This is a genomic window from Seonamhaeicola aphaedonensis (genome assembly GCF_003386195.1).
Taxonomy (GTDB): Bacteria; Bacteroidota; Bacteroidia; order Flavobacteriales; family Flavobacteriaceae; genus Seonamhaeicola; species Seonamhaeicola aphaedonensis.
In genome coordinates this window covers 463797-487261 of record NZ_QRDX01000001.1, presented here as the reverse complement: position 1 = coordinate 487261, position 23465 = coordinate 463797, and the positions used below count along the sequence as shown (strand labels likewise).

Below are 23465 nucleotides of genomic sequence, written 5' to 3'. Positions count from 1 at the left end.
TATTATGAAGTTGAGATTACTAGGTGTTTTATTATCATTTATTTGCAATATTAGTGCATATGCCCAAACTAAAGTGAGTGGTTATGTTTTTGATGAATACAACGAGCCTATTTCTTTTGCTAACATCATATTTCAAGGCTCTACTGAAGGAACAACTACTAATGAAAACGGGAAATTTTATTTAGAGTCTGAAGAAACTTGGAATGTGCTTACTATTTCATTTATTGGTTATGAAACCTTAAAAATTTCCCTAGATAAAAAAGTAAACTATAATCTAAAATTCACACTCAAGGAAGAAGCTGCTCAACTAGATGCTGTAGTTTTATTGACTGGAAAGCAATCAAAAAAAAATAATCCAGCTATTGATATTCTTAGAAAAATTTGGGAAAACAAACGAGAAAATGGCCTAAGGCGTTTTAAACAATACGAATACGATAAATATGAAAAAGTAGAGTTTGATATTAATACCATAGACAGTGCCTTAATAAAAAGCAAGTTTTTTAAAGGGATGGAGTTTGTGTTTAATGAAGTAGACACCTCTCGTGTTACAGGGAAAACCTATCTACCCATGTTTATTAATGAAGCGGCGTCAAGGGTATATGGAGACAACATCATAAATAAAGAAAAGGAAGTTTTAAAAGGTAATAAGAACTCTGGTTTTAACGACAATCAAGTAATTATTGATTTTGTTGATGACCTTTATTCCGATTATGATGTGTATGATAATTACCTTAAGTTTTTCGATAAGAGTTTTGTGAGTCCGTTATCCAGAACAGGTATCAGTACTTATAACTATGTCTTGACTGACAGCGCTTATATTGATAATAAGTGGTGCTTCAATATTATTTACTACCCAAGGCGAAAAAACGAACTCACCTTTAAAGGAGACTTCTGGGTAGCGGATTCAACTTACGCACTTAAGGAGATTAACTTACAAGCTTCGAAAAGTGCTAATATAAACTGGGTAAAAGAGATTTATATTGAGCAGGAGTTTGAAGTATTGAACGATTCTATTTTTTTGGTAAAGCGCGATTATATGATGTCTGATTTTGCCTTAAGTAAAAAAGAGACATCAAGAGGGATTTATGGTAAGCGTACCACACTTTACGATAATTATGAATTTAATGTTCAAAAAGATAAAAAATTCTATGATGCTGAAGTCTATAATTATGACAAAGATGTTTATGACAGAGATGACGCTTTTTGGCAAAAGAACCGTCTAGAGGCTTTAAATAAAGATGAGAAAGGGGTCTATAAAATGCTAGACACTTTAAAGACGGTCAAAAAGTTTAAGCAGATGTATAATCTGGGGAGTATTTTATCTTCTGGATATATTGAGTTCAATACATTACCTTTAGATTATGGTCCTATTTTTTCAACTTTTGGTTTTAATGAAGTTGAGGGGGTACGGTTGCGTACTGGTGGACGCACTTATTTTGGCAGAAATGATTTATGGCGATTAGAAGGCTTTTTAGCTTATGGTTTTAAAGATGATAAATTCAAGTATGGTATTTCAGGAAAGTGGTTGTTAGATAAAAAGAGCCGATTGATTATTTCTGGAGGTAATCGTCGAGATGTTGAGCAATTGGGTGCTAGTTTGACCAATTCAACGGATGTTTTGGGACGAAGTCTAGCCTCTTCAGCTGTAGTAACTGCTGGTGCCAATGATAAATTAACTACAATCAACCTCACAAGCTTTGCAATAGAAGCAGAGCCTTTTAGAAACTTAATTTTAAGGCTAGGAGCAAATTATAGAACTTTAGAGTCGGCCTCACCTACTTTTAGTTTAGATTATAATACGCCAAATGGTATAGCATCTGAGATTAAACAATTTGAAACTACAGCTGCAGTATATTTTTTCCCAGGTAGAAAAATGACGGGTTTTGGAGTTGAGCGTTATGATGCAAATGACGATTATGCTAGAGTTTTTGCACAGATAAGTCTTGGAGATAAAAGTATATTTAATAGCGATTTTGATTATACTAAACTACAATGTTCTTATGTTCAACCTTGGCAGTTAGGTGGTTTTGGTAGGTTAACAACTTCAGTAGAAGCGGGGAAAACTTTTGGAGAGGTACCTCTTGGCTTATTGAGTGTCATTCCTGGTAATCAATCATATTTTTCAATTTATAACACTTTTTCGCAACTAGATTTTTATGAGTTTGTGTCTGATACGTATACTTCATTTCATGTGGAACATAATTTTAACGGACGCTTATTTTCTAGAATTCCTTTTCTAAGAAAGTTTAATTTAAGAGAGATTGTGAGTATTCGGGGGGTTTGGGGAGATATATCTGATAAAAATGTAGCTTTAAGCACAACTAATAATCCTTTCAACATTCCTTTAGTAGCTCCTAGTGATAAAATATATTACGAATACGGACTTGGTATAGGAAATATATTTAAGGTCTTTAGAATTGATTTTAACTTCCGAGGTAATTATAAAGATGAGACATTATATCCAAATGCTAGAAAGTTTGGTGTAACAGGTAGTTTTGGATTTAATTTTTAAAGATTTTACTTTGGCCGTGTAAGGTTATCTCACAATTTTCATTGTTCCTTCTTATCGGGTTTTTCAATTATTAAACGTAATTGTCACATTTTTTATTTGGCCATAGTGGTGTGAAATCTCATTGTAATATAAAAAATATTTATGTTTTTAATAAAAAATATAAATAAAAATATATTAATTCTTTGTCATAATTTTGAATTATACAAAAAATAAGACATGGAAACAGAATTATTAAATGGTAGCTCTAAGAACTACGCTAGTAAAAAGCTAAACAAAACTCAACAAAAGGTAAAAATAGCCATTGCCCAAGGAGATGGTATTGGTCCAGAAATAATGGATGTAACACTAAAAATTCTTAAGGCAGCTGGAGCCAATATAGAGCCTAATTTTATTGAATTAGGTGAACAAGTGTACTTATCTGGAAACACTTCTGGTATTTCAACTAAAGCTTGGGATATCATTGGTGATGCAAAAATAATATTAAAGGCTCCAGTAACAACACCTCAAGGAAAAGGCTACAAAAGCTTAAATGTTACACTGAGAAAATCACTTGGTTTATTTGCTAACGTACGTCCTGTAAATGCCCTACATCCTTTTGTAAAGACGAACTTTCCAGATATGGATGTAGTAATAATTCGTGAAAATGAGGAGGATTTGTATGCAGGTATAGAGCATCAACAAACCGATGATGTGGTTCAATGCCTAAAACTAATTACCAGACCAGGTTGTGAACGAATTGTACGTTACACTTTTGAATATGCCAGAGCTTTTGGTAGGAAGAAAGTAACTTGTATGGTTAAGGACAATATTATGAAACTAACAGATGGTTTGTTTCATAAAGTGTTCTTAGAAATTGCAGCCGAATATCCTGATATTATTAATGAATCACAAATTATTGATATTGGCGCTGCACATTTAGCGGCACATCCAGAACGTTATGATGTTATAGTGACATCAAATCTGTATGGAGATATTATATCTGACATTGCTGCAGAAATTGGTGGTTCAGTTGGAATGGCAGGCTCTGCGAATATTGGTAAGAATATAGCAATGTTTGAGGCTATCCATGGATCGGCTCCTGACATTGCAGGACAAAATGTAGCCAACCCTTCAGGTTTATTAAATGCTGCTATCAATATGTTAGCTTATATTGGGCAAACAGAAGTAGCAGATAAAGTTAAAAATGCGTGGTTATCTACACTAGAAGCGGGACATCATACCGCCGATATTTACGACAATAAATTCAGTATTAAAAAATTATCTACTTCAGAATTTGCAGAGGCTATTATAGAGAGGTTAGGAGAAAAACCAAAGAGGTTGCAAGAAAGTACAATGGCCAGTGGTACAGGTAAAATCACTATTCCTGATTATAAGCGTAAACTAACAAATAAACAATTGTTGGGAGTTGATGTATTTATAGATTGGAAAGGTACAAATCCAGAAGAAATAGGGGAGATACTTTCTAATATTAGTGCTTTCAAGCTTAAGTTAAAAATGATTACCAATAGAGGGGTAAAGGTGTTCCCAAAAGGCTTGAAAGAAACCTATTGTACAGACCATTGGCGTTGTAGATTTGTTGCCATGGATGCCGATATTGAAGGTGGTACTCCCGTGTATAAGCCCGTAGAATTTGAGCAGATTATTGCGCTCCTTTCAAAACTACATAACGAAGGTATGGATATTATTAAAACCGAAAACCTTTATGAGTTTAATGGAAAAAGAGCGTTCTCACTTGGGCAGGGAGAATAAAAAATGAATTTAATCAAGGCATTAAAAACGTTGTAACGAGCTCTGTTTAAAACATAAATAATATTTATACATAATATAAAAATTATAAATAAAAATATATTAAAATCAAATATTACATTTGTAAAAAGAAAAGGGAAAAAATTGTTATAAAAAGTTTATTCATATAGTTGATTAGTTTAGAGTTAGTTGAAAAGTGCGATTTTTTTTTTGAAATCGAATTGAAATCCATGACAAAATCATGGATTTTGATTTTTAACTCTATTCCTAATTCTAAATTACTTGCTGCCAATCTCTTTTAATTTCTCAAACTCTGTGGTTCTTTCTAACTTAGTATAGGTATTATAGTATACCTTAATTTAGGATAAATACAGTAATTGCTCACAATATAACAATTATTGATAGGGTTTTTTAACAAATTGCTTTGGAAGCTTAATCAACTTTATGCTTTTGTAAAAATATTGAAATGTGAGAATTTATTGTTGTTAAAAGCTATTAGGTTCAGTAACTTTGCTGCCTAAAATAGATAATATGGCTAAGAAAAAAGAAATTACTTTTGATGTTCTCATAGAAATCCCAAAAGGAAGTAGAAACAAATACGAATATGATTTCACATTAAATAAAATTCGTTTTGATCGTACTTTATTCTCGTCAATGATGTATCCTGGCGATTATGGGTTTATACCTGAAACCTTAGCTTTAGACCAAGATCCTTTAGATGTTTTGGTTTTATCTACAGAGCCTTCTTATCCTATGGTGGTAATGGAGGTTAGGCCTGTAGGCGTTTTTCATATGACAGATGAAAAGGGACCAGATGAAAAGATTATTTGTGTACCAGTATCAGACCCTGTATGGAGTCACAGAAGTGATATTTCTGATTTAAATCCACACAGGTTAAAAGAGATAGAACACTTTTTTCAGGTCTATAAAGATTTAGAAAAGAAAAAGGTTGATGTTGGTGGATGGGGAAATTCTGAAGAAGCAATCAAAATTTATCATGAATGTGTAAAACGTTATGAAGATAGTGAACACAAGAAAAAACGAACGTTTGTCATATAGTAAAATCAATCGTTACAGATAATTGAATGAGCCATCTTAATTTTAAGATGGTTTTTTTTGCTTAAAACCTACAGTTGTGTTTTTTAATGATGCTATTTTTGACTTTATTGAAAACAAAAAAGCTAACATAAATCATTGTATTGTAAATATTATAAATTAAAGCTTGATTGAATATGAAATCTTTAATTTGTAGAGGTTTTTTTTATCACTTTAATTTTGCTATTTTTAGCGCCTTGAAAAATATATTAATAAAACTAACTGATTAAAATATGGAATTTATAGTTGATTTTTTACCGTTGTTTGGTGTGGTTGCCTTGGCTTTTGTTTTTATAAAAAGTGCTTGGGTATCTAAGCAAGACCAAGGAACGGAAACCATGAAAGGTATAGCCAAAAACATTGCCGATGGAGCAATGTCCTTTTTGAAAGCAGAGTATAAAATATTAGCAATTTTTGTTGCTGCGGTTGCCATCTTGTTATATTTTAAAGGTAACAGCGAGGAAGGTTCTAATGGTATGGTAGCTGTATCCTTTATTGTAGGTGCCATTTGTTCTGCTTTAGCAGGGTTTATAGGAATGAAAGTAGCAACCAAAGCTAACGTTAGAACCACAAGTGCAGCAAGAAACTCACTAGGTAAAGCTTTAGAAGTTGCTTTTGCTGGTGGTGCTGTTATGGGATTAGGCGTTGTAGGTTTAGGTGTTTTAGGACTGAGTGGTTTATTTATGATATACAGTGAAATGGGCTGGGGAATTAATGAAGTTCTTAATGTACTTTCTGGATTCTCACTAGGGGCATCATCTATTGCATTATTTGCACGTGTTGGTGGAGGTATTTATACCAAGGCTGCTGATGTTGGTGCCGACTTAGTAGGAAAGGTTGAAGCCGGTATCCCAGAAGATCACCCCTTAAATCCCGCAACTATTGCTGACAATGTAGGAGATAATGTAGGAGATGTTGCTGGTATGGGTGCTGATTTATTTGAATCTTATGTGGGTTCTATTATTGGTACAATGGTACTAGGGGCTTTAATTACTACTAGTAATTTTGACGGACTAGGAGCCGTATACTTACCTTTGGTATTAGCTGCTGTAGGTATCATTATGTCTATCATAGGGACGTTTTTTGTAAAGGTTAAAGATGGAGGTTCTCCGCATAAAGCTTTAAACCTTGGAGAATTTGGTTCTGCTGGTCTAATGGTTATTGTTTCTTATTTTGTTATTGATTTAATGCTGCAAGGAACCACAGGTTTGCCTCATGGTTCTATGGGTGTGTTTGTTGCCGTAATAGCCGGTTTAATAGCTGGTTTAGCTGTCGGTAAGGTCACAGAATATTATACAGGTACAGGAACAAAACCTGTAAATGCTATCGTAAGACAATCTGAAACTGGAGCAGCAACAAACATTATTGCAGGTTTAGGAACTGGAATGATGTCTACTATGATTCCAATTTTATTAATTGCTGCCGCTATCTTAGTATCTCATCATTATGCAGGGTTGTATGGAATTGCTATTGCTGCTGTTGGTATGTTAGCTAATACTGGAATTCAATTAGCGGTTGATGCCTACGGACCTATTTCTGATAACGCAGGTGGTATTGCAGAAATGGCTGAGTTACCTAGCGAAGTTAGAGAGCGTACAGATAAGTTAGATGCTGTAGGAAATACAACCGCTGCCATTGGAAAAGGATTTGCTATTGCTTCTGCTGCATTAACGGCACTTGCATTATTTGCTGCTTTTATGGAAACTGCTGGGGTTGTTGCTATTGATGTTTCACAACCAAAAATTATGGCTGGTTTATTAGTTGGTGGTATGTTGCCATTTGTATTTTCAGCCTTATCTATGAATGCGGTTGGAAGAGCAGCTATGGCTATGATTGAAGAGGTGCGTCGTCAGTTTAGAGATATTCCACAGTTAAAAGCGGCTTTAGATGTTATGAGAAAGTATGACTCCGATATGAGCAAAGCTTCAGAAGCTGACAGAAAGATATTTGATGCCGCTAATGGGGTTGCAGAATACGATAAGTGTGTTGAAATTTCAACTCAGGCATCCATTAAAGAAATGGTATTACCAGGGTTATTAGCAATTGCAGTTCCAGTTGCTGTAGGGTTTATTGGAGGTGCTGAAATGCTTGGAGGCTTGCTTGCAGGTGTGACTACTTGTGGGGTGTTAATGGCAATTTTTCAATCTAATGCAGGAGGCGCATGGGATAATGCTAAAAAGACTATTGAAGAAGAAGGAAGAAAAGGAACCGATGCCCATAAAGCTGCTGTAGTTGGAGATACGGTAGGAGATCCTTTTAAAGATACTTCAGGACCATCATTAAATATTTTATTAAAGTTAATGAGTGTAGTTGCTTTAGTAATTGCACCTAGTTTAGTGTCAGATGAAGCAGTTCAGGCTTACAATGATACTAATAACAGTAACGACGTTGAAATGGTTGAGGTTTCAAAAGAAATAAAAGTAAATATGAGTAACAATGACAATGGTACTGTTAAAGCGGTTGTTACCGTTGTTACCACAGAAAATGGTGAGGCTTCAACTACTTATGAAACTTTTGAAGGAACAGAGGCAGAGGTAAAAGCTAGCATTGATGCCATAAAAAAGAGTTAACCACCTACTACTAATTAAACTAAATAACTAACTAAACTGAAAAAACCACGCTTTAAGCGTGGTTTTTCTTTATATGAGCCAAAGAGAAAGAGCTATCTATTAAAACAATCCGTTAATTTCAGCGTCAATGGTATTAATAACCTTTCCTAAATCTTCAGGGTTATCAACAAAGTCTAAATTGTCTACATCAATAATTACTAATTTGCCATTACTGTATCCATGAATCCAAGCTTCATAACGTTCATTTAATCTACTTAAATAGTCAATACTTATAGAATTTTCATATTCGCGTCCACGTTTATGAATTTGCTTTACTAAATTTGGAATAGAACTTCGCAAGTAAATTAGTAAATCAGGTCCTTGAACTAAAGATTCCATTAAATCAAAAAGCGTTTTATAATTCTCAAAATCTCTGTTAGTCATCAACCCCATTGCATGAAGGTTGGGAGCAAAAATATGGGCATCTTCGTAAATAGTTCTATCTTGAATGATGTCTTTTCCACTTTCACGGATTTGTAAAACCTGTCTAAATCTGCTATTTAAAAAATATACTTGAAGGTTAAAGCTCCAACGTTCCATTTGATTATAAAAATCGTCTAGATACGGGTTATCTACAACATCTTCCAATTGAGCTTCCCATTTGTAGTGTTTAGCAAGTAAATTTGTTAGGGTAGTTTTTCCTGCGCCAATGTTTCCTGCTATAGCAATATGCATACTTAATTAATTTTTAATTGAAATTGTTGTAGTTTTTGATTCTGGTAAATATACAAGGTTTCATTGGTTACAAAAAACTGATTTATCAACAAATTTGGTAGATTAATCGGGATTGTTTCACTCCAATCTTTCTTTAAAAAGTACAAATTATTATCTTTTATTAAAATTAAAATTCCGTGGTCTTCAGATAGCTGTGTGTAACCATTGTTTTTAGTTTTTCTAAGTAAATTCCCAAAGTAATTATACTCATAGAGGTATTTTTCGGAGAGTAACCAAACGCTATTGTAATTACTTTTTAGGTCTAATACTTTACTTTGAATTGGTACTGTTCGAGCTTGGGTAGTGTTATTTTTGTAATTGTATAATTCCAGTTGTTGGCTGTCTTGGTTGAAAACCCAAAATGTGTTGTCAAAACCACTCGAAATATGGGTGATATTTTTATAAGGTTGAATGGTGTTAAAATCTATTTTGAAAATTTCAGCAAGCCGATTATCTAGAATAATAGTCGTATTAAAATCCTTGTAAAACAGATTTATTTTTAAAGGGTTGAAAGCATTTACGGCGGCAACATCACCTAATTGTAAATTATTATATGAGATAGTTTGAGTTCTAGTTTTTTTATAAAACACATTATTTAAAATATAATACACAGTGCCAAAATCATCTATAGATACAATGTTATCAGCTTTAAAGGTAGTGGTTTTTACATGAGAAATATCAACACTGTTTTGTGCATATGTTGAAAATTTAAATAAGAAGAGAAGTATTAAAATCTGCTTCATAGAGACTTGAAAAATACAAAAAACAAACCATTTCTTATTGCAAGAAATCAGTTTTAAAGAATCAATTTGTATGTATAAATATTAAGGTAAAACGATATTATAGATTATAAAGTACAAACAGAAAATGGTTTATTCATGAATTTTGTTAATTGTTACATAAAAACAATAAAGAATGTTTGATGAAATTTTATATTTGTTAAACAAAATATAGTTAATTATGAATTGTAACTTAAAATATATTGCTGTTACCTTGTTATTTCTTTGTCCAATTTTCTTGGTGAGTCAGGAGTTCCACGGAAAAGCATATTATCAGTCTAAATCTACCCTGGAGTTGGGGCGCTGGGGTGCTACAATGAGCCAGCAGCAAAAAAACCAAATTGCGGCAAGGTTAAAAAACAGACTAGAAAAGACATTTACTTTAACCTTCAACAAAACGGAGTCAATTTTTGAGGAAGTAGAAGTTTTGGATGCCATTTCAGGGGCAACAGATTCATGGGGTAAAAATTTTAGAGCTGGTAATCAGTATAAAAATGTAAAAGAGAATAAACTCGTCCAAGAGCAAGAATTTTATGGTAAGCGTTTTGTAATTGAGGATCAAATACAAGAGATTAATTGGAACCTGGGTAATGAAGTCAAGAAAATTGGACAATACACATGTTACAAAGCTGTAGCATTAATTCCCGCATCTGATTTAGAATGGTGGTCTTTTTCTTGGAATAAACTCAGAAATAGAGATAATCAAGAGGATAATGTTACAAATAATCAGAATAAAGATGAAGTATTAAATGAAGAGTCAAAGGCTGAAATGGATGAAATGAGACAAATTATTGCTTGGTACACACCACAAATACCTCTAAGCCATGGGCCTCTAGAATTCTCGGGTTTACCAGGGTTAATTTTAGAGGTTAATTATAATGGAACTACAATGTTATGTACCAAGGTTATCCTCAATCCTAAAGAAAAAAATGACATTGATATACCCAACAAAGGTAAACGCGTAAATAAAAACGAGTACACTGATATTATTTTCAAAAAAATGCGTGAATTTAGGGAGAACAGAATGGGTAGGCGTGTGAGGTAATATTATGTTTTACAAAATTCAGAACTTTATTATTTAACGAAATATTAACGTCAGAGAATTAAACTTTGAATTTGTATTTTGGTCCAATCAAGTATTAGCTACAGATTAACTAATAATATTACTAATAATGAAGAAAGTGTTCATAAATTATTTTATCCTTTGTCTTTTAGTTTTAACCTCCAATAGAATTTATTCCCAAGATTTTCAAGGGAAAGCCTACTACATGTCTAAAACTACCATAGATATGGCTAATTTTGGAGGTGGTAGGATGGATGAGGAAACAAAAAACCGAATTGCAGCAAGAATGAAAAGTATGTTAGAGAAGACATTCATTCTAACATTTAATAAATCAGAATCAATATATAAAGAAGAGGAAAAATTGAAAGCCCCTGGAACTGGAGGAGGTGGGTTTAGAAGTATGATGGCCGGTAATTTTGTTGATGGTAATCAATATAAAAACATCAAAGACAAAACGTTTTTGCAAGAACGAGAGGTTTTTGGTAAAAAATTTTTAATAAAAGATTCAATTCCATCTTTTGAATGGAAAATGACTGGGGAGACTAAACAAATAGGTCAGTATACTTGCTTTAAAGCCATAGGCGAAAAAATAAAATATGGTTTAGATATTAATACAAGAAGACCACGTCCTGAAGATGAAAGTGAAGAAGAAAACACAGAAAATGAGCAAGAAACAGTAGAAGTTATTGTATGGTATACCCCACAGATACCTGTTAGCCAAGGACCAACTGACTATTGGGGATTACCTGGTTTAATTTTAGAAGTAAGCGAGGGAAGAACGACTATATTATGTTCAAAAATTATCATGAATCCTGATGAGAAGGATGAAATTAAAATCCCATCAAAAGGGAAAGAAGTATCCAGAGCAGAGTTTGATGAAATTTCTAAAGAGAAGATGGAAGAAATGCGCCAAAATTTTAGACGAGGCGGTGGTCGTCCTGGAGGCGGAGGAGGAAGAAGATAACCAGATTAAACCTAAAACACAGAAACAACTAACCATGAATAAAATTGTTTTGTTAATACTGCTTATGGCAGTAGGTATTACCAATGCCCAAGTTAAACTAGAAGGTGTGGTAAAGGATAGTATAGGCACACCACTTGAACTTGCAAATGTCATAGCTATAAACCAAGCCACTCAAAAGCTTGATTCTTATGGGATAACTAATGATGAGGGTCGTTACAGATTATCTTTAGAAAAAAACACTATTTATACTATTCAAGTAAGTTATGTAGGGATGAAAACTGCTCAAGCTGCTATTGAGACAACAGATCAACCTATTATAAAAGACTTTTCTCTTCAAAGTGATAATACACTTGATGCTATTGAATTAGTTTATGAAATGCCAGTAACCGTGAAAGGTGATACTATTGTTTACAATGCCGATTCTTTTAGATCTGGTACCGAGCGAAAATTGGGTGATGTTCTTAAAAAACTTCCTGGTGTTGAACTTAATGATGATGGTGAAATTGAAGTTGAAGGTAAAACTGTTGGAAAAGTGATGGTGGAAGGAAAGGATTTTTTTGATGGCGATTCTAAATTGGCCGTTGAAAATATTCCAGCTAACGCTATTGACAAAGTTGAGGTTCTTAAAAATTACGCTGAAATAGGGCAACTAAGAGGTGTAACAGATAATCAAGATAACATTGCCATCAACATAAAGCTAAAAGAGGGTAAAAAGAAATTTTGGTTTGGTACCGTTACCGGGGGACTTGGGAATTCTGATGAGGAAACCTTGTATTTAGCGCAACCAAAATTATTCTATTATAGTCCAGAGTATAGTGTAAACCTTATTGGAGATTTGAATAATTTAGGTGAAGTAGCTTTTACGAGACGTGATTATTTTAAATTTACAGGGGGTTTTAGAAGCCCCAGCAGAAGTAGTGGTACCAACATTAATATTGGAAGTAATGATATAGGGTTTTTAACGGTTCAGAATAACAGGGCTAAGTATATTAATACCAAGTTTGGTGCAGCCAACTTTAGTTATTCTCCCAAAAAGACCTTAGATTTAAGTGGGTTTGCTATTTTTTCAAATAGCAGAACAGATTTGCAGGAAAAGAGAGCGGTAACTTATACAGATCCTGATTTAAATATTCCAGATGAAGAAACCAAAAGTAATACAACCCAACGCAGTGACTTGGGGATGCTTAAACTTAGTGCCTCATTTAAACCTAATGTGAATAATCAATTAGATTATGATGTGCTGGCAAGAACATCTAAAGAGTCTCAAAATCAAATGTTTTTCTCTGATGTTTTGGGAAATATTGATCAGTTTGAAAATACGTCGCCTTACAGCTTTAATCAAAATTTAAATTACTATTACACGCTTGATGAGAATAATATTTTTGCTTTTGAAGTTCAACATCTGCTACAAGAAGAAGATCCTTTTTATAATGCTATTTTAGAAGATAAAGCCAATTATGAAAATACAGCAAATGTACTCGGTTTAGAAAATGCACAAATAGATTACAACGTAGCTCAACAAAAAATAGTAAAATCCAATCAGATGGATGCTAAATTAGATTACTGGAATGTTTTGAATAATAAGAGTGATATTAATTTTACTTTGGGAACCATTTACAGTAATCAAGATTTTGATTCTAATATTTTCCAATATTTAGATAGTGGTAGTATATTTAATCCTACAAATACAATTCCAGACTACCCTGATGGCAATGATATAAACTACACGTTTAGCGATGTTTATTTAGGTTTTCATTACCGTTTAAAAATGGGTATTTTTACCTTTACTCCCGGAGCTTCAGCGCATGCTTATAGCGCTAAAAATAATCAGTTTAATGTAGGGTTTACAGATAACTTTTTTAGAGTATTGCCCGATTTTAATGCCAGAGTTCAATTAAAAAACAGTGAAAATATTAACTTTAATTACCGAATGTCAACTAACTTTACAGATGTAAATCAGTTGGCAAGAGGGTTGGTATTAAACAATTATAATGCTCTTTTTTCAGGTAATCAGGAATTAGAAAGTGCACTGGCTCACAACGTGAACCTGTCTTACTTCAGTTTTAATATGTTTAACTATACCAATGTTGTGGCAAGACTTAGTTATTCTAAAACGATTGATAGGATTAGAACCACATCACAATTTCAACCAGGAAGTGTAGTGAGGGTTAGTACGCCTTTTAACTCAAATTTTGCCGATGAGAATGCTAGTGCGAATGCCAGATTGGAAAAAACTTTAGGGAAGTTTAGAGCAAGGGTTAGTGGTAATTTTGATTATTCTAAATTTAACCAGTTTATAAATAATAGACGATCAATAAATGAAAATTACACTTATACCTATAGAACGGGGTTAAGTACTAACTTTAGAGAAGCCCCAAATTTTGAAATAAGCTACAGACATTCCATACAAGATAATAACCAAGGAGAAAACAAAACTACGTTTTTTACAAGGGCACCATCTATAGAGTTTGACGCCTTAATCTTTAAAAAGTTTACCTTTAAAACAGATTACTCCTATAATAACTTTAGTGATGAGGATAAAACTATAAATAGCTTTGAATTTTGGAATGCATCATTATCCTATAGAAAAGACCAGGATAGTAAGTGGGAGTTTGAAGTTAGAGCCTCTAACATATTAGATACCCAAAGTCAAAATAGGAGTAATACAGGGAATGTTTCTGTTAGTGAGGTAGAGTTTTTTATACAACCCAGATTTGTAACTTTTAGATTACGATATGAGTTGTAATACTTTTTTTTCAAATAATTCAAAAGAACCAGAATTGATTAAGAAAATTTTGAAGTATTTTCGAAAGACCATCAGAAGCTTATCATTGCTCACCATATCTGTAATTATTTGCTTTAAATGACACAAATTTTTTATGAATCAGATTGTTAGGTAAACGTGTCTCTCATTATGTCAAAAATTCTTTGTTTAATTACTAAACAATAATATATTTGCGCTCGGTTTTGGGAAGATACTCAAGCGGCCAACGAGGACAGACTGTAAATCTGTTGGTTTTCACCTTCGCAGGTTCGAATCCTGCTCTTCCCACGAATAAATAGAAAAGTCTGCACGTGAGTGCAGACTTTTTGTTTTTGTTGATAAATTCTTGTTTTAATTAACAACACCCGCTCTTAGGCGAACAACAGGTGTCTTGTAATTCTGATAGCTTAATTTTAGATTTATCAGTTTTTACTCCTGGTTTTTCAGCATAAACAGTAATACTAAAAATACCAACTCCACTATTATTAAATGCTTTAACTTGTTCTATAGTAAGATATTTTGAAAGGATATCCTCAGGGATGTTAATGGTTTTTTCCTTTTGAATGGTAATAGACTCAAAACCTTTATCTTTAATAAATTGTAAATAGTCATGTTTTTGAATAGCACCCGCTACACAACCGGCATACATTTCAGCATCTTGTTTTAAAGCATCTGGTAAATCACCAACAAGCACAATGTCCGAAATACTAAAATGTCCACCCGGTTTTAAAACTCTAAAAATTTCTCCAATGACCTTTTGTTTGTTGGGAACTAGGTTTAATACACAATTACTAACAATAACATCGGCTACATTATCATTAACAGGCATATTATCAATGTCACCTTCTCTAAATTCAACATTATTGTAACCAAGCTTTTCGGAATTAGTACGTGCTTTTTCAATCATAGTAGGAGTGAAGTCAATGCCTATGACTTTGCCTTTAGCACCCGTTTCATGTCTGGCTACAAAGCAATCATTTCCTGCCCCAGAGCCTAAATCGATAACAGTATCGCCTTTATGTATTTTAGCATACTGCGTTGGAAGTCCGCAACCCAAACCTAAATCGGCATCTTCAACATAACCTTTGGTTTTAGAATAATCGTCCATCATAATGTTGTATACTTTATTTGATGGTGTAGTAGCACCACAGCATGATGATGCGTTTTCTGCTTTACCCTGTTCAGCTATTTTGCTGTAGCGTTCTTTAACGATGTCTTTTAAAGCTTGCTCTTTTGAATCCATGAATAATACTCTTTTATTGTAATTTTACGATTAAATAATTTAAATTTTTTTAACAACAGTTAAAGGTTATATCTAAGTCTAAAAACTCTGTCATTAAATCTTTCATTTTAGTCCAGTTGTCTTTATCAATACAGTAACAAACACTAGTACCTTCAATATTACCTTTAATAAGTCCTACATTTTTAAGTTCCTTTAAATGTTGCGAAATAGTGGGTTGTGCTAGACCAATTTCGTCAACCAAGTCGCCACAGATACAGGTGTTAATTTTAAACAAATGTTGAATGATGGCTACTCTGGCAGGATGTCCTAACACTTTAGCTAATACAGCAATGTCATTTTGAAGGTTTGTAAACTTTTCTGATTTTGTTACTCCCATATAATTTATTTATTGCAATATTACGATTAATGGTTTATTTGACAAATTTTTTGAAAACATTTTTTTTAGATTGATGAATTAAAAATTAAGATAAATATCAATTTTAATTGGCTTTACGACCTTTTTTATGATTGAATATTGTATAGTCTGAAGTTTACAAAGTTTAGTTGAGGTTAAGTATCCAATAAGCTTTAATTTCTAAAATCAATTGATTAATATTACATTTACAGTCTCTTTAATTTTTTTAATTGATATCACAATCATCCATAGACCAAGTTTTTGAAACTGCCCGAGTAGAGGAGGTAATTGGTGATTTTGTAAACCTTAAGAAAGCAGGGAGTAATTTTAAGGGGTTAAGTCCGTTTAGCGACGAACGTACTCCAAGTTTTATGGTGTCTCCCGTAAAACAAATATGGAAAGACTTCAGTACGGGAAAAGGAGGCAATGTGGTGGCATTTTTAATGGAGCATGAGCATTTTACTTATCCCGAGGCCATAAAATATCTGGCAAAAAAATATAATGTTGAAATTGAAGAGACCCAGCAAAGCAATGAGCAAAAAGAAGCAGCCAATGAGCGCGAAAGTTTGTATTTGGTTAATGAGTTTGCTAATGAGTATTTTCAGAAAATATTACATAAAACTGACCAAGGAAAATCTATCGGGCTCAGTTATTTTAAAGAACGTGGGTTTACAGATGAGACTATCAAAAAATTTAATTTAGGTTATTCTCTTGATGATTGGCAAGCCTTTACAGATGAAGCTTTAAAAAAGGGATATAGTATTGATTATCTTGAAAAAACCGGACTCACCATTGTAAAACCCGATAAGCATTTTGATAGGTTCAAAGGGCGTGTGATGTTTCCAATCAAAAGTATGAGTGGTCGTGTGTTGGGATTTGGTGGGCGTATACTTATTAATGACAAAAAGGCGGCCAAATATCTTAATTCGCCAGAGAGTGATATCTACCATAAAAGTAAAGTGCTTTACGGAATTTATAATGCTAAACAAAGTATAGCCAAAGAAGATAATTGTTATTTGGTAGAGGGTTATACAGATGTCATTCAGTTTCATCAAACAGGGATAAAAAATGTCGTATCATCGTCTGGAACAGCACTTACTTCAGAACAAATTAGGCTTATAAATAGGCTAACAAAAAACATTACGGTACTTTTTGATGGCGATGCTGCTGGTATGAGAGCATCGCTTCGAGGTATTGATTTGATTTTAGAACAAGGCATGAATGTGAAAGTATGTTCGTTTCCAGAAGGTGAAGATCCTGATAGTTTTGCAAAACAAAATACCCTTCAAGAGCTAACGCTATATCTTGAAGAAAATGCTAAGGATTTTATTCAGTTTAAGGCTGGGGTTTTACATGAGGATTCTAAGGATGTCCCCATAAAAAAAGCGGAAACCGTAAGAGATATTGTTAATAGTATTTCTAAAATTCCTGATAGAATTAAAAAAGAAATTTACATTCAGGAATGTGCTAGAATCATGGATATTAGTGAGGAGGTATTGTTTAGTACATTAGCTCAAATAAATAAAAAGGATTTTCAAGAACAGAATAAACAATTCACCAAACAGCAAAAAGCTTTTGAGGTGATTAAACATCAACAGCCTGTAAAAAAGGTAGATGTTCAATACGTTTTAGAACGAAAAATTATAGAAATCTTATTACTTTATGGGAATAGAGTTGAAGATTTTGAGGATTTGGTTTTAAAGGAAAATGATAAAGGTGATTTAATTTTAGAACCCATAATTCAGCAGGCTAAAGTATTTGAAAAAATATACTTAGACCTTCAGGATGATGAAATGCAGTTTTCAAATGAGCAATTTAAAAATTTATATTACACCATTATAGATGTCTTGAATCAGAATCCAGAGTTCGATTTAAAAATGTTTATTAATTCTGTAAGCCAAGAAACAGCAAATGAAATCACTACTATTTTGATGGAAGATGAACGTTATTCTCTTGACAATTGGAATAGGATGAATATCTATCCTAAGGAAAAATTAAATACTGTTTCGCAATTGGTAAGTGAAACAATTTTAAGCCTGCGATGTTTTTTAATAGACCAAAAGGTCAAAGAGTATCAGCAAGAAACTTTACACAATAAAAATGATGTAAATAAAAATATTCTTGAAGAGGTAAAAGACTACTCAGGCTTAAAAATGCTACTATCTAGAAAGCTTAACAGAGTTTTATAACTGATCTGCTAATTTTGCTTGATTAACTAAATCTACCAAGTTAGTAACTTTTAGCTTACGCATTAATCGTGCTTTGTAAGTACTAACGGTTTTTTCGTTAATATCAAGTTCCCTAGATATTTCTTTGTTCTTTCTACCAATGGTTAAAAGTTTAAGTACTTCAGCTTCTCTGGTAGATAATTTCTTGTAAAAAGACCCAGTGCTTCTTCCAATACGGTTGCCAAATGCCAGCTGTTGAGTAAGCTCATTGCTTAAATAAATACCGCCATCATGTACCTTTGTAATGGCTTCGCTAATAGTTATAACGTTAACCGTTTTAGAAACATAACCAGAAGCACCAGCTTTAATGGCGTTTATGGCATATACTTCTTCTGGTTGCCCACTAAATATAATAGTCTTAACATCTGGATGCTCATTTTTTAAATGGCGTAAAATAGTTAATCCATTAAGTTTTGGTAAATCGGCTTCAGTTAAAAGGATGTCAACGGGATTTTTCTTAATAAAATCCATTGCGGCTTCGCCGTCTTCAACACTACCAACAACTTTAATGTTGGGTGATGCAGAGAAAAGAACTTCCAGTCCCTTTCTAGTAATAGGGTGATTTTCTGCTATTAATAACTTTATCATAATTTTGGTTGTTTTGCATAATTACTTAGAGAGATAATTATAAGTTGAGAGAATATGCAACTGTAAAAGTAATGATTTCCTGAATATTTTACAATAAATTCTTTAATTTATTAGGAATTTTACAAACTGGTATAGGAATCATCTTGTGTTTATTAGCAGTATTAAAGCGTTTGTATATTTTGAAAACCTCTTTTTCTCTATCTTGGAAATCTGCTTCAGTTTTACCTTGATCATTCATTTTCATAGCCCATTCAAGTTCTGGATATGATGCTCCTATCTGATCTTCATCGGTTCTGTCATCACCCCATAAACCATCAGTAGGGGCAGCATCTATAATATCTTGATTGATACCTAAAAATTCGGCAATGGAGTAAACTTCTGTTTTAAGTAAATCTGCAATAGGACTCAAATCTACACCACCATCACCATATTTAGTATAAAACCCAACACCAAAATCCTCAACCTTATTTCCTGTTCCTGCTACTAAAAGATTGTCAAGAGCTGCAAAATAATAAAGTGATGTCATTCTTAATCTAGCCCTGGTATTTGCCAATGACATAAAACGTTCTTCTTCATCTTCAACAGAAGGTAGAGCTTCTATAAGACTATCAAATACAGGGGTTAAATTTACTTGAGTCATAGTTACTTTATTAAATTTAGACTGTAACCAATCTATATGTTTTAAAGCTCTATTTACTTGGCTAGGAGCTTGATGAATAGGCATTTCTAAACATAAAAGTGGTAAACCTGTTTTAGCACATAATGTAGACGTTACTGCAGAATCTATACCACCAGAAACTCCTATTACAAAACCATTTACACCAGCGTTAGTAGCATAGTCTTTTAACCAATTAACAATATAATCTATAACTTTTTTAGTTTGCATTTTAATGAAAGATTTTAATTCTAAGAATACTACCTTTGCAAACAAAAGTAAGCGAATCACTCAATTAATAAAAATTTATGCTGTTTAAGTTTTATGTCAAGAATTTCGTAATGATTACATGTCTAGTTCTTGTTGCTGTTTCCTGTATAAAAGAAAATAAAATTGAAAAGGAAATAGCAAAAATTAATATTGATATTAATGTGGAACGATTTGATCAATTATTTGCCAAAATAGAAGTTAATGAACTACCTAAATTAAGGACAGCTTATCCGTTTATGTTTTCTGAAACAATTAAAGACTCATTTTGGATAGTAAAAAAGGAGGATACCCTCCAAAGAATGCTGAATACAGCCGTTGATAAAACATTCAGTAATTTTGATGTTACCGAAGCAGAAATAGAATCACTATTTAATCACCTGAAATATTATTTTGAGGGATTTAATCCGCCAAGAGTTATTACCACAACAAGTGACGTTGATTATAGAAACAAAGTTATTGTAACTGATACGATTGCTATCATAGCATTGGATAATTATTTAGGTAGTAACCATGAGTTTTACGCTAACATACCCAAGTTTATTACAGCCAATTTAAAAAAAGAGCAACTTGTTGTAGATTTAGCTGAAGCGTATGCTAAAAAGTATATTTATCTGAGTCAAAATAAAACATTACTAGATGAAATGATTTATTTTGGTAAACAGCTTTACTTCAAAGATTTAATGGTTCCTTTTAAAACCGAAGCACAACGTATTGGGTATACTCAAGAGGAATTACATTGGGCTAATGCCAATGAAAGTTATATTTGGCGTTATTTTGTAGAGCGTGAATTGCTTTTTAGTACCGATTCTAAACTACCAAATAGATTTATAAATCCTGCGCCTTTTACTAAATTTTATTTAGAAGAGATTGATTCTAATTCTCCAGGTAGATTGGGGCAATACATTGGTTGGAAAATAGTGCGTGCCTATGTGGAACAAAATGATGTGTCTTTGAACGAGATGCTAATAACTAGTGCAGAAGAAATTTTTAACAAAACTAAATACAAACCAAAAAAATAATGGGTAAAACATACACATCAAAGATTGAATTGAATGTTGAACTAGATGAAAATAGAGTTCCAGAAAAACTGTTTTGGTCTGCTGAAGATGGAGGCATAAACAATGAAGAATCTAAAGCGATGATGCTTAGTGTTTGGGACTCTAATACCCAAGAATCTTTGCGTATAGATTTATGGACTAAAGATATGCCTGTTGATGAAATGAAGGTGTTTTTTTATCAAACTTTAGTATCTATGAGTGATACATTTAAAAGAGCGACACAAGACGAAAAGATGACGGCAACCATGAAAGATTTTTGTGATTATTTTGCCGAAAAATTAGAATTGAAAAATAAGTAAAAATCTTAAATAACAACCCCACAAAGTAAGCTTTTGAGCTTTTTTGTGAGGTCTTTTTTTATTATTGTAAAATGTGTTTTCTGGTTATATAAATAGAAGATGCTAATTGTTTCTTATTTACGGTATAACCTCTAAATTATCAAATAAATTAGCGTTATAAGAACTTCCTAGTAAAACATAACCTGTTTTACTTTTATGGGTTATTTTTGATAAAGCTGTCCCGTCAACAAAGGCCTCAATGTCTTTACCATAAAATTTTAATTTTATATTGTGCCATATACTACCATCAAAGTTTTTAATAAGTCCTTCGGCAAGCGTTTCTTTATCAAAAACTAATTTCCAGTTACCATCTTTTTGTAGCATGAGTCGGTATCCCTTAAGGTAGCTCCCTTGCACACGCCCTCCTAATTCTACATTTCCATCATCTATAAATACATCTACACTACACGTAAAGTCTTTCCAGTTAACATCGCCTATCAATGTATTGGGTTTAATATTAGAACGACGGTAAACACGCATCCAATCATAACCTTGCTCAGGGTTTATTTGCTTTAAACAATTAGTGCCATCTTCTTTTTTAGCAATTTCGAAACTTCCTGTTTGATCTGAGTGATATTTTGGAAGATCTCCAACATCTCGGTCTTCATAATCTTCTTTATACGGAAACGGAAAAGCCTCTTCCTTAGGGATTTTATATTGTCCTTTTTGTTGACCTACAGTAGTGGTTAGTGAGTATATACATTTAGGGTCTAGTTCAATGCTGAATTGTCCATTTTCTGGTATTATGCTTTTTTGTTGTACGAACTGTTCATTTTCATCTGATTTCCATACATGAACAATTTTATTTGCTAAACCATCGTTAATGTTCACTTGAAGTTTTTCAGAGTTTTCTGTACATATTATCATACTCCAGTTTTCACTGTTCTTTTCTTTTAATGAAACAATACTGCCTTTATATGTACTAGCATCAAATAGTCCGCAGCCTTCATCTAAGTATTTCCAAGTAAGAGGTTGGGTAAATTGGGTAGTATGTGCTGTAGCCCAAATGGTTGGCCAAACTTCATAATAACCACTCCAGGGGCTGTTAGCTTTCATAGCCCCAGCTTTATCCCATGTTACTGATTTATAAATGGAACCAATTGGAGCCCATATTAAAGTTTTGGTAATTTTATCGCGTATATAAAATTTATTGTAAATACGAGCAAGATTAAGCGCTCCTGCGCCTCCCCAGTCTTTACCTGTCCAACTCCAGTCTTCGCTAGCCCAAAGTGGTTTGCCAGAGGCTTTTGCTTTAGCCGTTGTTGGTCTACCGCGGCCATCTACCATGTTTTCATTAAATTCTCGACCAGTTACATAATGATAACCAGCTGCTTCAATTACCTTGTCAAAGTCAGGATCTTTTTCAAGTTCTTCAAATATTTGCCAATCGCCACTATTGTCATCTGGTCCTTGAATTTTTACATCTTTGTAACCTCTAGCATCAAGCATAGGGCGCACGTCATTTACAAGCCAATCCCTGTCAGTATAGTTTTCATTTTCAGCTGCGGCTACCCAGTCAATATCTAAATCCCAATCTCTTTTAGCTACATCTAAAAAAGTAACAAAGTATTCAGCCGATTCTTTGGTAAAAATATTTGGTTTTAAGTATCCTGGGAAACTCCAAGGTAAGTATTCCAAAATCATATTAGTATTTCTTTTTTTGGCTTCTTTCATAAACCAAAACTCATAACCACGTGAAACAGGATTTTTTAATTCTTCTCGAGTTATGGCATGAGAGGGTTCAGAACCGCAGGTTGAATTTTCACCACCACCCATTTCGACTTTCAAGTGCTGAAAACCAGCGCCAAATTTAGGCTTAAAAAGCATATCAAGAATGTGACTACGGTAGGGGTCTTCATAATCATATAATAAATCTGTAGAAGCACCAGCACTCACACCTCCAATACCTTCAAATGTTCTACCAGTGTCTTCAGGGTTTAAATAGATTGTAGTTACGCCATCTTTTTGTTTAAACACGGGCGGTTGGAATGGTTTTTCAGGGTTTTCAATGTCTCCCATTACAAACCATGCGGGTTCACTATGAGCTACGCCACGGTTGTTACCCCAAACCGTAACCATCCAATAGACTTTTTGCCCCGATTTTAAGGGTTCTCCCAAGTACTGATAGGAACCTGTTTCAGATTTACTAGTTGGCCCAGTATCCCATAAATCGGGATATTTAAGTCTTTCAATACTAGTGGCCATCATAATTCTAAAACCTCCCTGTTCTGTACTTACGTCATCTCCAATAAAAGTCCAGCTAAAACTTGGTCTAGCCTTGGTTATACCTGTGGGATTAGTTTTAGATTCACATTTTAAATCTTTTACATCTAAAGCCTGAGCCATTGAACACAGGCAGAGTATGCATAAAGTAATTAATCTCATAATTTTATTTAGTTTGTTTGGTAATTTTTTATTCCAAAAGCATGCCACTTTTCAAATATT

Annotated in this window: 17 protein-coding genes and 1 tRNA gene; 11 read left to right on the top strand and 7 right to left on the bottom strand. The window is 33.2% G+C overall.

Going from position 1 to position 23465, the window contains the following annotated elements:
• Positions 1 to 4: 4 nt before the first annotated feature.
• The 4 genes from DFQ02_RS02105 to DFQ02_RS02090 all read left to right on the top strand — a co-directional run bounded on the left by DFQ02_RS02105 (position 5) and on the right by DFQ02_RS02090 (position 7923).
• Positions 5 to 2512 (top strand): DUF5686 and carboxypeptidase-like regulatory domain-containing protein, encoded by a 2508-nt coding sequence (locus DFQ02_RS02105; protein ID WP_116039666.1) that lies wholly within the window; start codon positions 5 to 7, stop codon positions 2510 to 2512.
• 216 nt (positions 2513 to 2728) lie between these two features.
• The gene (locus DFQ02_RS02100; protein ID WP_116039323.1) at positions 2729 to 4261 is read left to right on the top strand and encodes an NADP-dependent isocitrate dehydrogenase; all 1533 of its coding nucleotides are present in this window, start codon (positions 2729 to 2731) and stop codon (positions 4259 to 4261) included.
• Between the two features lie 528 nt (positions 4262 to 4789).
• Positions 4790 to 5317 (top strand): inorganic diphosphatase, encoded by a 528-nt coding sequence (locus tag DFQ02_RS02095; protein ID WP_116039322.1) that lies wholly within the window; start codon positions 4790 to 4792, stop codon positions 5315 to 5317.
• 269 nt (positions 5318 to 5586) lie between these two features.
• Positions 5587 to 7923 (top strand): sodium-translocating pyrophosphatase, encoded by a 2337-nt coding sequence (locus DFQ02_RS02090; RefSeq protein ID WP_116039321.1) that lies wholly within the window; start codon positions 5587 to 5589, stop codon positions 7921 to 7923.
• Between the two features lie 99 nt (positions 7924 to 8022).
• Here the strand turns inward: DFQ02_RS02090 and DFQ02_RS02085 are convergent, their stop codons facing one another.
• Both DFQ02_RS02085 and DFQ02_RS02080 read right to left on the bottom strand, forming a co-directional pair.
• Entirely contained in the window at positions 8023 to 8637 is a 615-nt protein-coding gene (locus DFQ02_RS02085) for a deoxynucleoside kinase (RefSeq protein WP_116039320.1), read from the bottom strand.
• A gap of 2 nt (positions 8638 to 8639) precedes the next feature.
• Complete coding sequence (locus DFQ02_RS02080) at positions 8640 to 9419, bottom strand: hypothetical protein (RefSeq protein WP_116039319.1); 780 nt, start codon at positions 9417 to 9419, stop codon at positions 8640 to 8642.
• 217 nt (positions 9420 to 9636) lie between these two features.
• Here DFQ02_RS02080 and DFQ02_RS02075 point away from each other — a divergent pair, with 217 nt between their 5' ends.
• The 4 genes from DFQ02_RS02075 (at position 9637) to DFQ02_RS02060 (ending at position 14534) form a co-directional block, all read left to right on the top strand.
• Complete coding sequence (locus tag DFQ02_RS02075) at positions 9637 to 10500, top strand: GLPGLI family protein (protein ID WP_116039318.1); 864 nt, start codon at positions 9637 to 9639, stop codon at positions 10498 to 10500.
• Between the two features lie 127 nt (positions 10501 to 10627).
• Positions 10628 to 11482 (top strand): GLPGLI family protein, encoded by an 855-nt coding sequence (locus DFQ02_RS02070; protein WP_116039317.1) that lies wholly within the window; start codon positions 10628 to 10630, stop codon positions 11480 to 11482.
• Positions 11394 to 14228, top strand: coding sequence for a TonB-dependent receptor (locus DFQ02_RS02065; protein ID WP_317124687.1), 2835 nt, complete (start codon positions 11394 to 11396; stop codon positions 14226 to 14228). Before DFQ02_RS02070 ends, DFQ02_RS02065 begins: the two co-directional genes overlap by 89 nt.
• A 223-nt stretch (positions 14229 to 14451) precedes the next feature.
• Positions 14452 to 14534, top strand: a tRNA-Tyr gene (locus DFQ02_RS02060).
• Positions 14535 to 14601: 67 nt separating this feature from the next.
• Here DFQ02_RS02060 and DFQ02_RS02055 read toward each other — a convergent pair.
• Positions 14602 to 15489 (bottom strand): arsenite methyltransferase, encoded by an 888-nt coding sequence (locus DFQ02_RS02055; protein WP_116039315.1) that lies wholly within the window; start codon positions 15487 to 15489, stop codon positions 14602 to 14604.
• Positions 15490 to 15538: 49 nt separating this feature from the next.
• Positions 15539 to 15865, bottom strand: a complete 327-nt coding sequence (locus DFQ02_RS02050) for an ArsR/SmtB family transcription factor (RefSeq protein ID WP_116039314.1) — start codon at positions 15863 to 15865, stop codon at positions 15539 to 15541.
• 248 nt (positions 15866 to 16113) lie between these two features.
• Between DFQ02_RS02050 and dnaG the strand changes: the two genes are divergently transcribed.
• Positions 16114 to 18072 (top strand): DNA primase, encoded by a 1959-nt coding sequence (gene dnaG / locus DFQ02_RS02045; protein ID WP_116039313.1) that lies wholly within the window; start codon positions 16114 to 16116, stop codon positions 18070 to 18072.
• Here dnaG and DFQ02_RS02040 read toward each other — a convergent pair.
• Positions 18067 to 18699 (bottom strand): response regulator, encoded by a 633-nt coding sequence (locus DFQ02_RS02040; protein WP_116039312.1) that lies wholly within the window; start codon positions 18697 to 18699, stop codon positions 18067 to 18069. The two genes, dnaG and DFQ02_RS02040, sit on opposite strands and share 6 nt — an antisense overlap.
• An 88-nt stretch (positions 18700 to 18787) precedes the next feature.
• Entirely contained in the window at positions 18788 to 19585 is a 798-nt protein-coding gene (gene nadE / locus DFQ02_RS02035; RefSeq protein ID WP_116039665.1) for an NAD(+) synthase, read from the bottom strand.
• 110 nt (positions 19586 to 19695) lie between these two features.
• Between nadE and gldB the strand changes: the two genes are divergently transcribed.
• A complete protein-coding gene (gldB, locus tag DFQ02_RS02030) occupies positions 19696 to 20643 on the top strand; it encodes a gliding motility lipoprotein GldB (RefSeq protein ID WP_116039311.1) in 948 nt (315 codons plus the stop codon).
• The gene (gldC, locus tag DFQ02_RS02025) at positions 20643 to 20981 is read left to right on the top strand and encodes a gliding motility protein GldC (RefSeq protein ID WP_116039310.1); all 339 of its coding nucleotides are present in this window, start codon (positions 20643 to 20645) and stop codon (positions 20979 to 20981) included. The genes gldB and gldC overlap by 1 nt, the downstream gene beginning before the upstream one ends.
• A gap of 117 nt (positions 20982 to 21098) precedes the next feature.
• Here the strand turns inward: gldC and DFQ02_RS02020 are convergent, their stop codons facing one another.
• Positions 21099 to 23405, bottom strand: a complete 2307-nt coding sequence (locus DFQ02_RS02020; protein WP_116039309.1) for a glycoside hydrolase family 78 protein — start codon at positions 23403 to 23405, stop codon at positions 21099 to 21101.
• Between the last annotated feature and the right edge of the window lie 60 nt (positions 23406 to 23465).

Coding starts and splice junctions, on each gene's coding strand:
- DFQ02_RS02105 (WP_116039666.1), top strand. CDS start 5: ATGAAGTTGAGATTACTAGGTGTTTTATTATCATTTATTTGCAATATT.
- DFQ02_RS02080 (WP_116039319.1), bottom strand. CDS start 9,419: ATGAAGCAGATTTTAATACTTCTCTTCTTATTTAAATTTTCAACATAT.
- nadE (WP_116039665.1), bottom strand. CDS start 19,585: ATGCAAACTAAAAAAGTTATAGATTATATTGTTAATTGGTTAAAAGAC.
- gldC (WP_116039310.1), top strand. CDS start 20,643: ATGGGTAAAACATACACATCAAAGATTGAATTGAATGTTGAACTAGAT.
- DFQ02_RS02070 (WP_116039317.1), top strand. CDS start 10,628: ATGAAGAAAGTGTTCATAAATTATTTTATCCTTTGTCTTTTAGTTTTA.
- DFQ02_RS02100 (WP_116039323.1), top strand. CDS start 2,729: ATGGAAACAGAATTATTAAATGGTAGCTCTAAGAACTACGCTAGTAAA.
- DFQ02_RS02075 (WP_116039318.1), top strand. CDS start 9,637: ATGAATTGTAACTTAAAATATATTGCTGTTACCTTGTTATTTCTTTGT.
- DFQ02_RS02085 (WP_116039320.1), bottom strand. CDS start 8,637: ATGCATATTGCTATAGCAGGAAACATTGGCGCAGGAAAAACTACCCTA.
- DFQ02_RS02050 (WP_116039314.1), bottom strand. CDS start 15,865: ATGGGAGTAACAAAATCAGAAAAGTTTACAAACCTTCAAAATGACATT.
- DFQ02_RS02095 (WP_116039322.1), top strand. CDS start 4,790: ATGGCTAAGAAAAAAGAAATTACTTTTGATGTTCTCATAGAAATCCCA.
- DFQ02_RS02090 (WP_116039321.1), top strand. CDS start 5,587: ATGGAATTTATAGTTGATTTTTTACCGTTGTTTGGTGTGGTTGCCTTG.
- DFQ02_RS02055 (WP_116039315.1), bottom strand. CDS start 15,489: ATGGATTCAAAAGAGCAAGCTTTAAAAGACATCGTTAAAGAACGCTAC.
- DFQ02_RS02020 (WP_116039309.1), bottom strand. CDS start 23,405: ATGAGATTAATTACTTTATGCATACTCTGCCTGTGTTCAATGGCTCAG.
- DFQ02_RS02065 (WP_317124687.1), top strand. CDS start 11,394: ATGAAATTTCTAAAGAGAAGATGGAAGAAATGCGCCAAAATTTTAGAC.
- DFQ02_RS02040 (WP_116039312.1), bottom strand. CDS start 18,699: ATGATAAAGTTATTAATAGCAGAAAATCACCCTATTACTAGAAAGGGA.
- gldB (WP_116039311.1), top strand. CDS start 19,696: ATGATTACATGTCTAGTTCTTGTTGCTGTTTCCTGTATAAAAGAAAAT.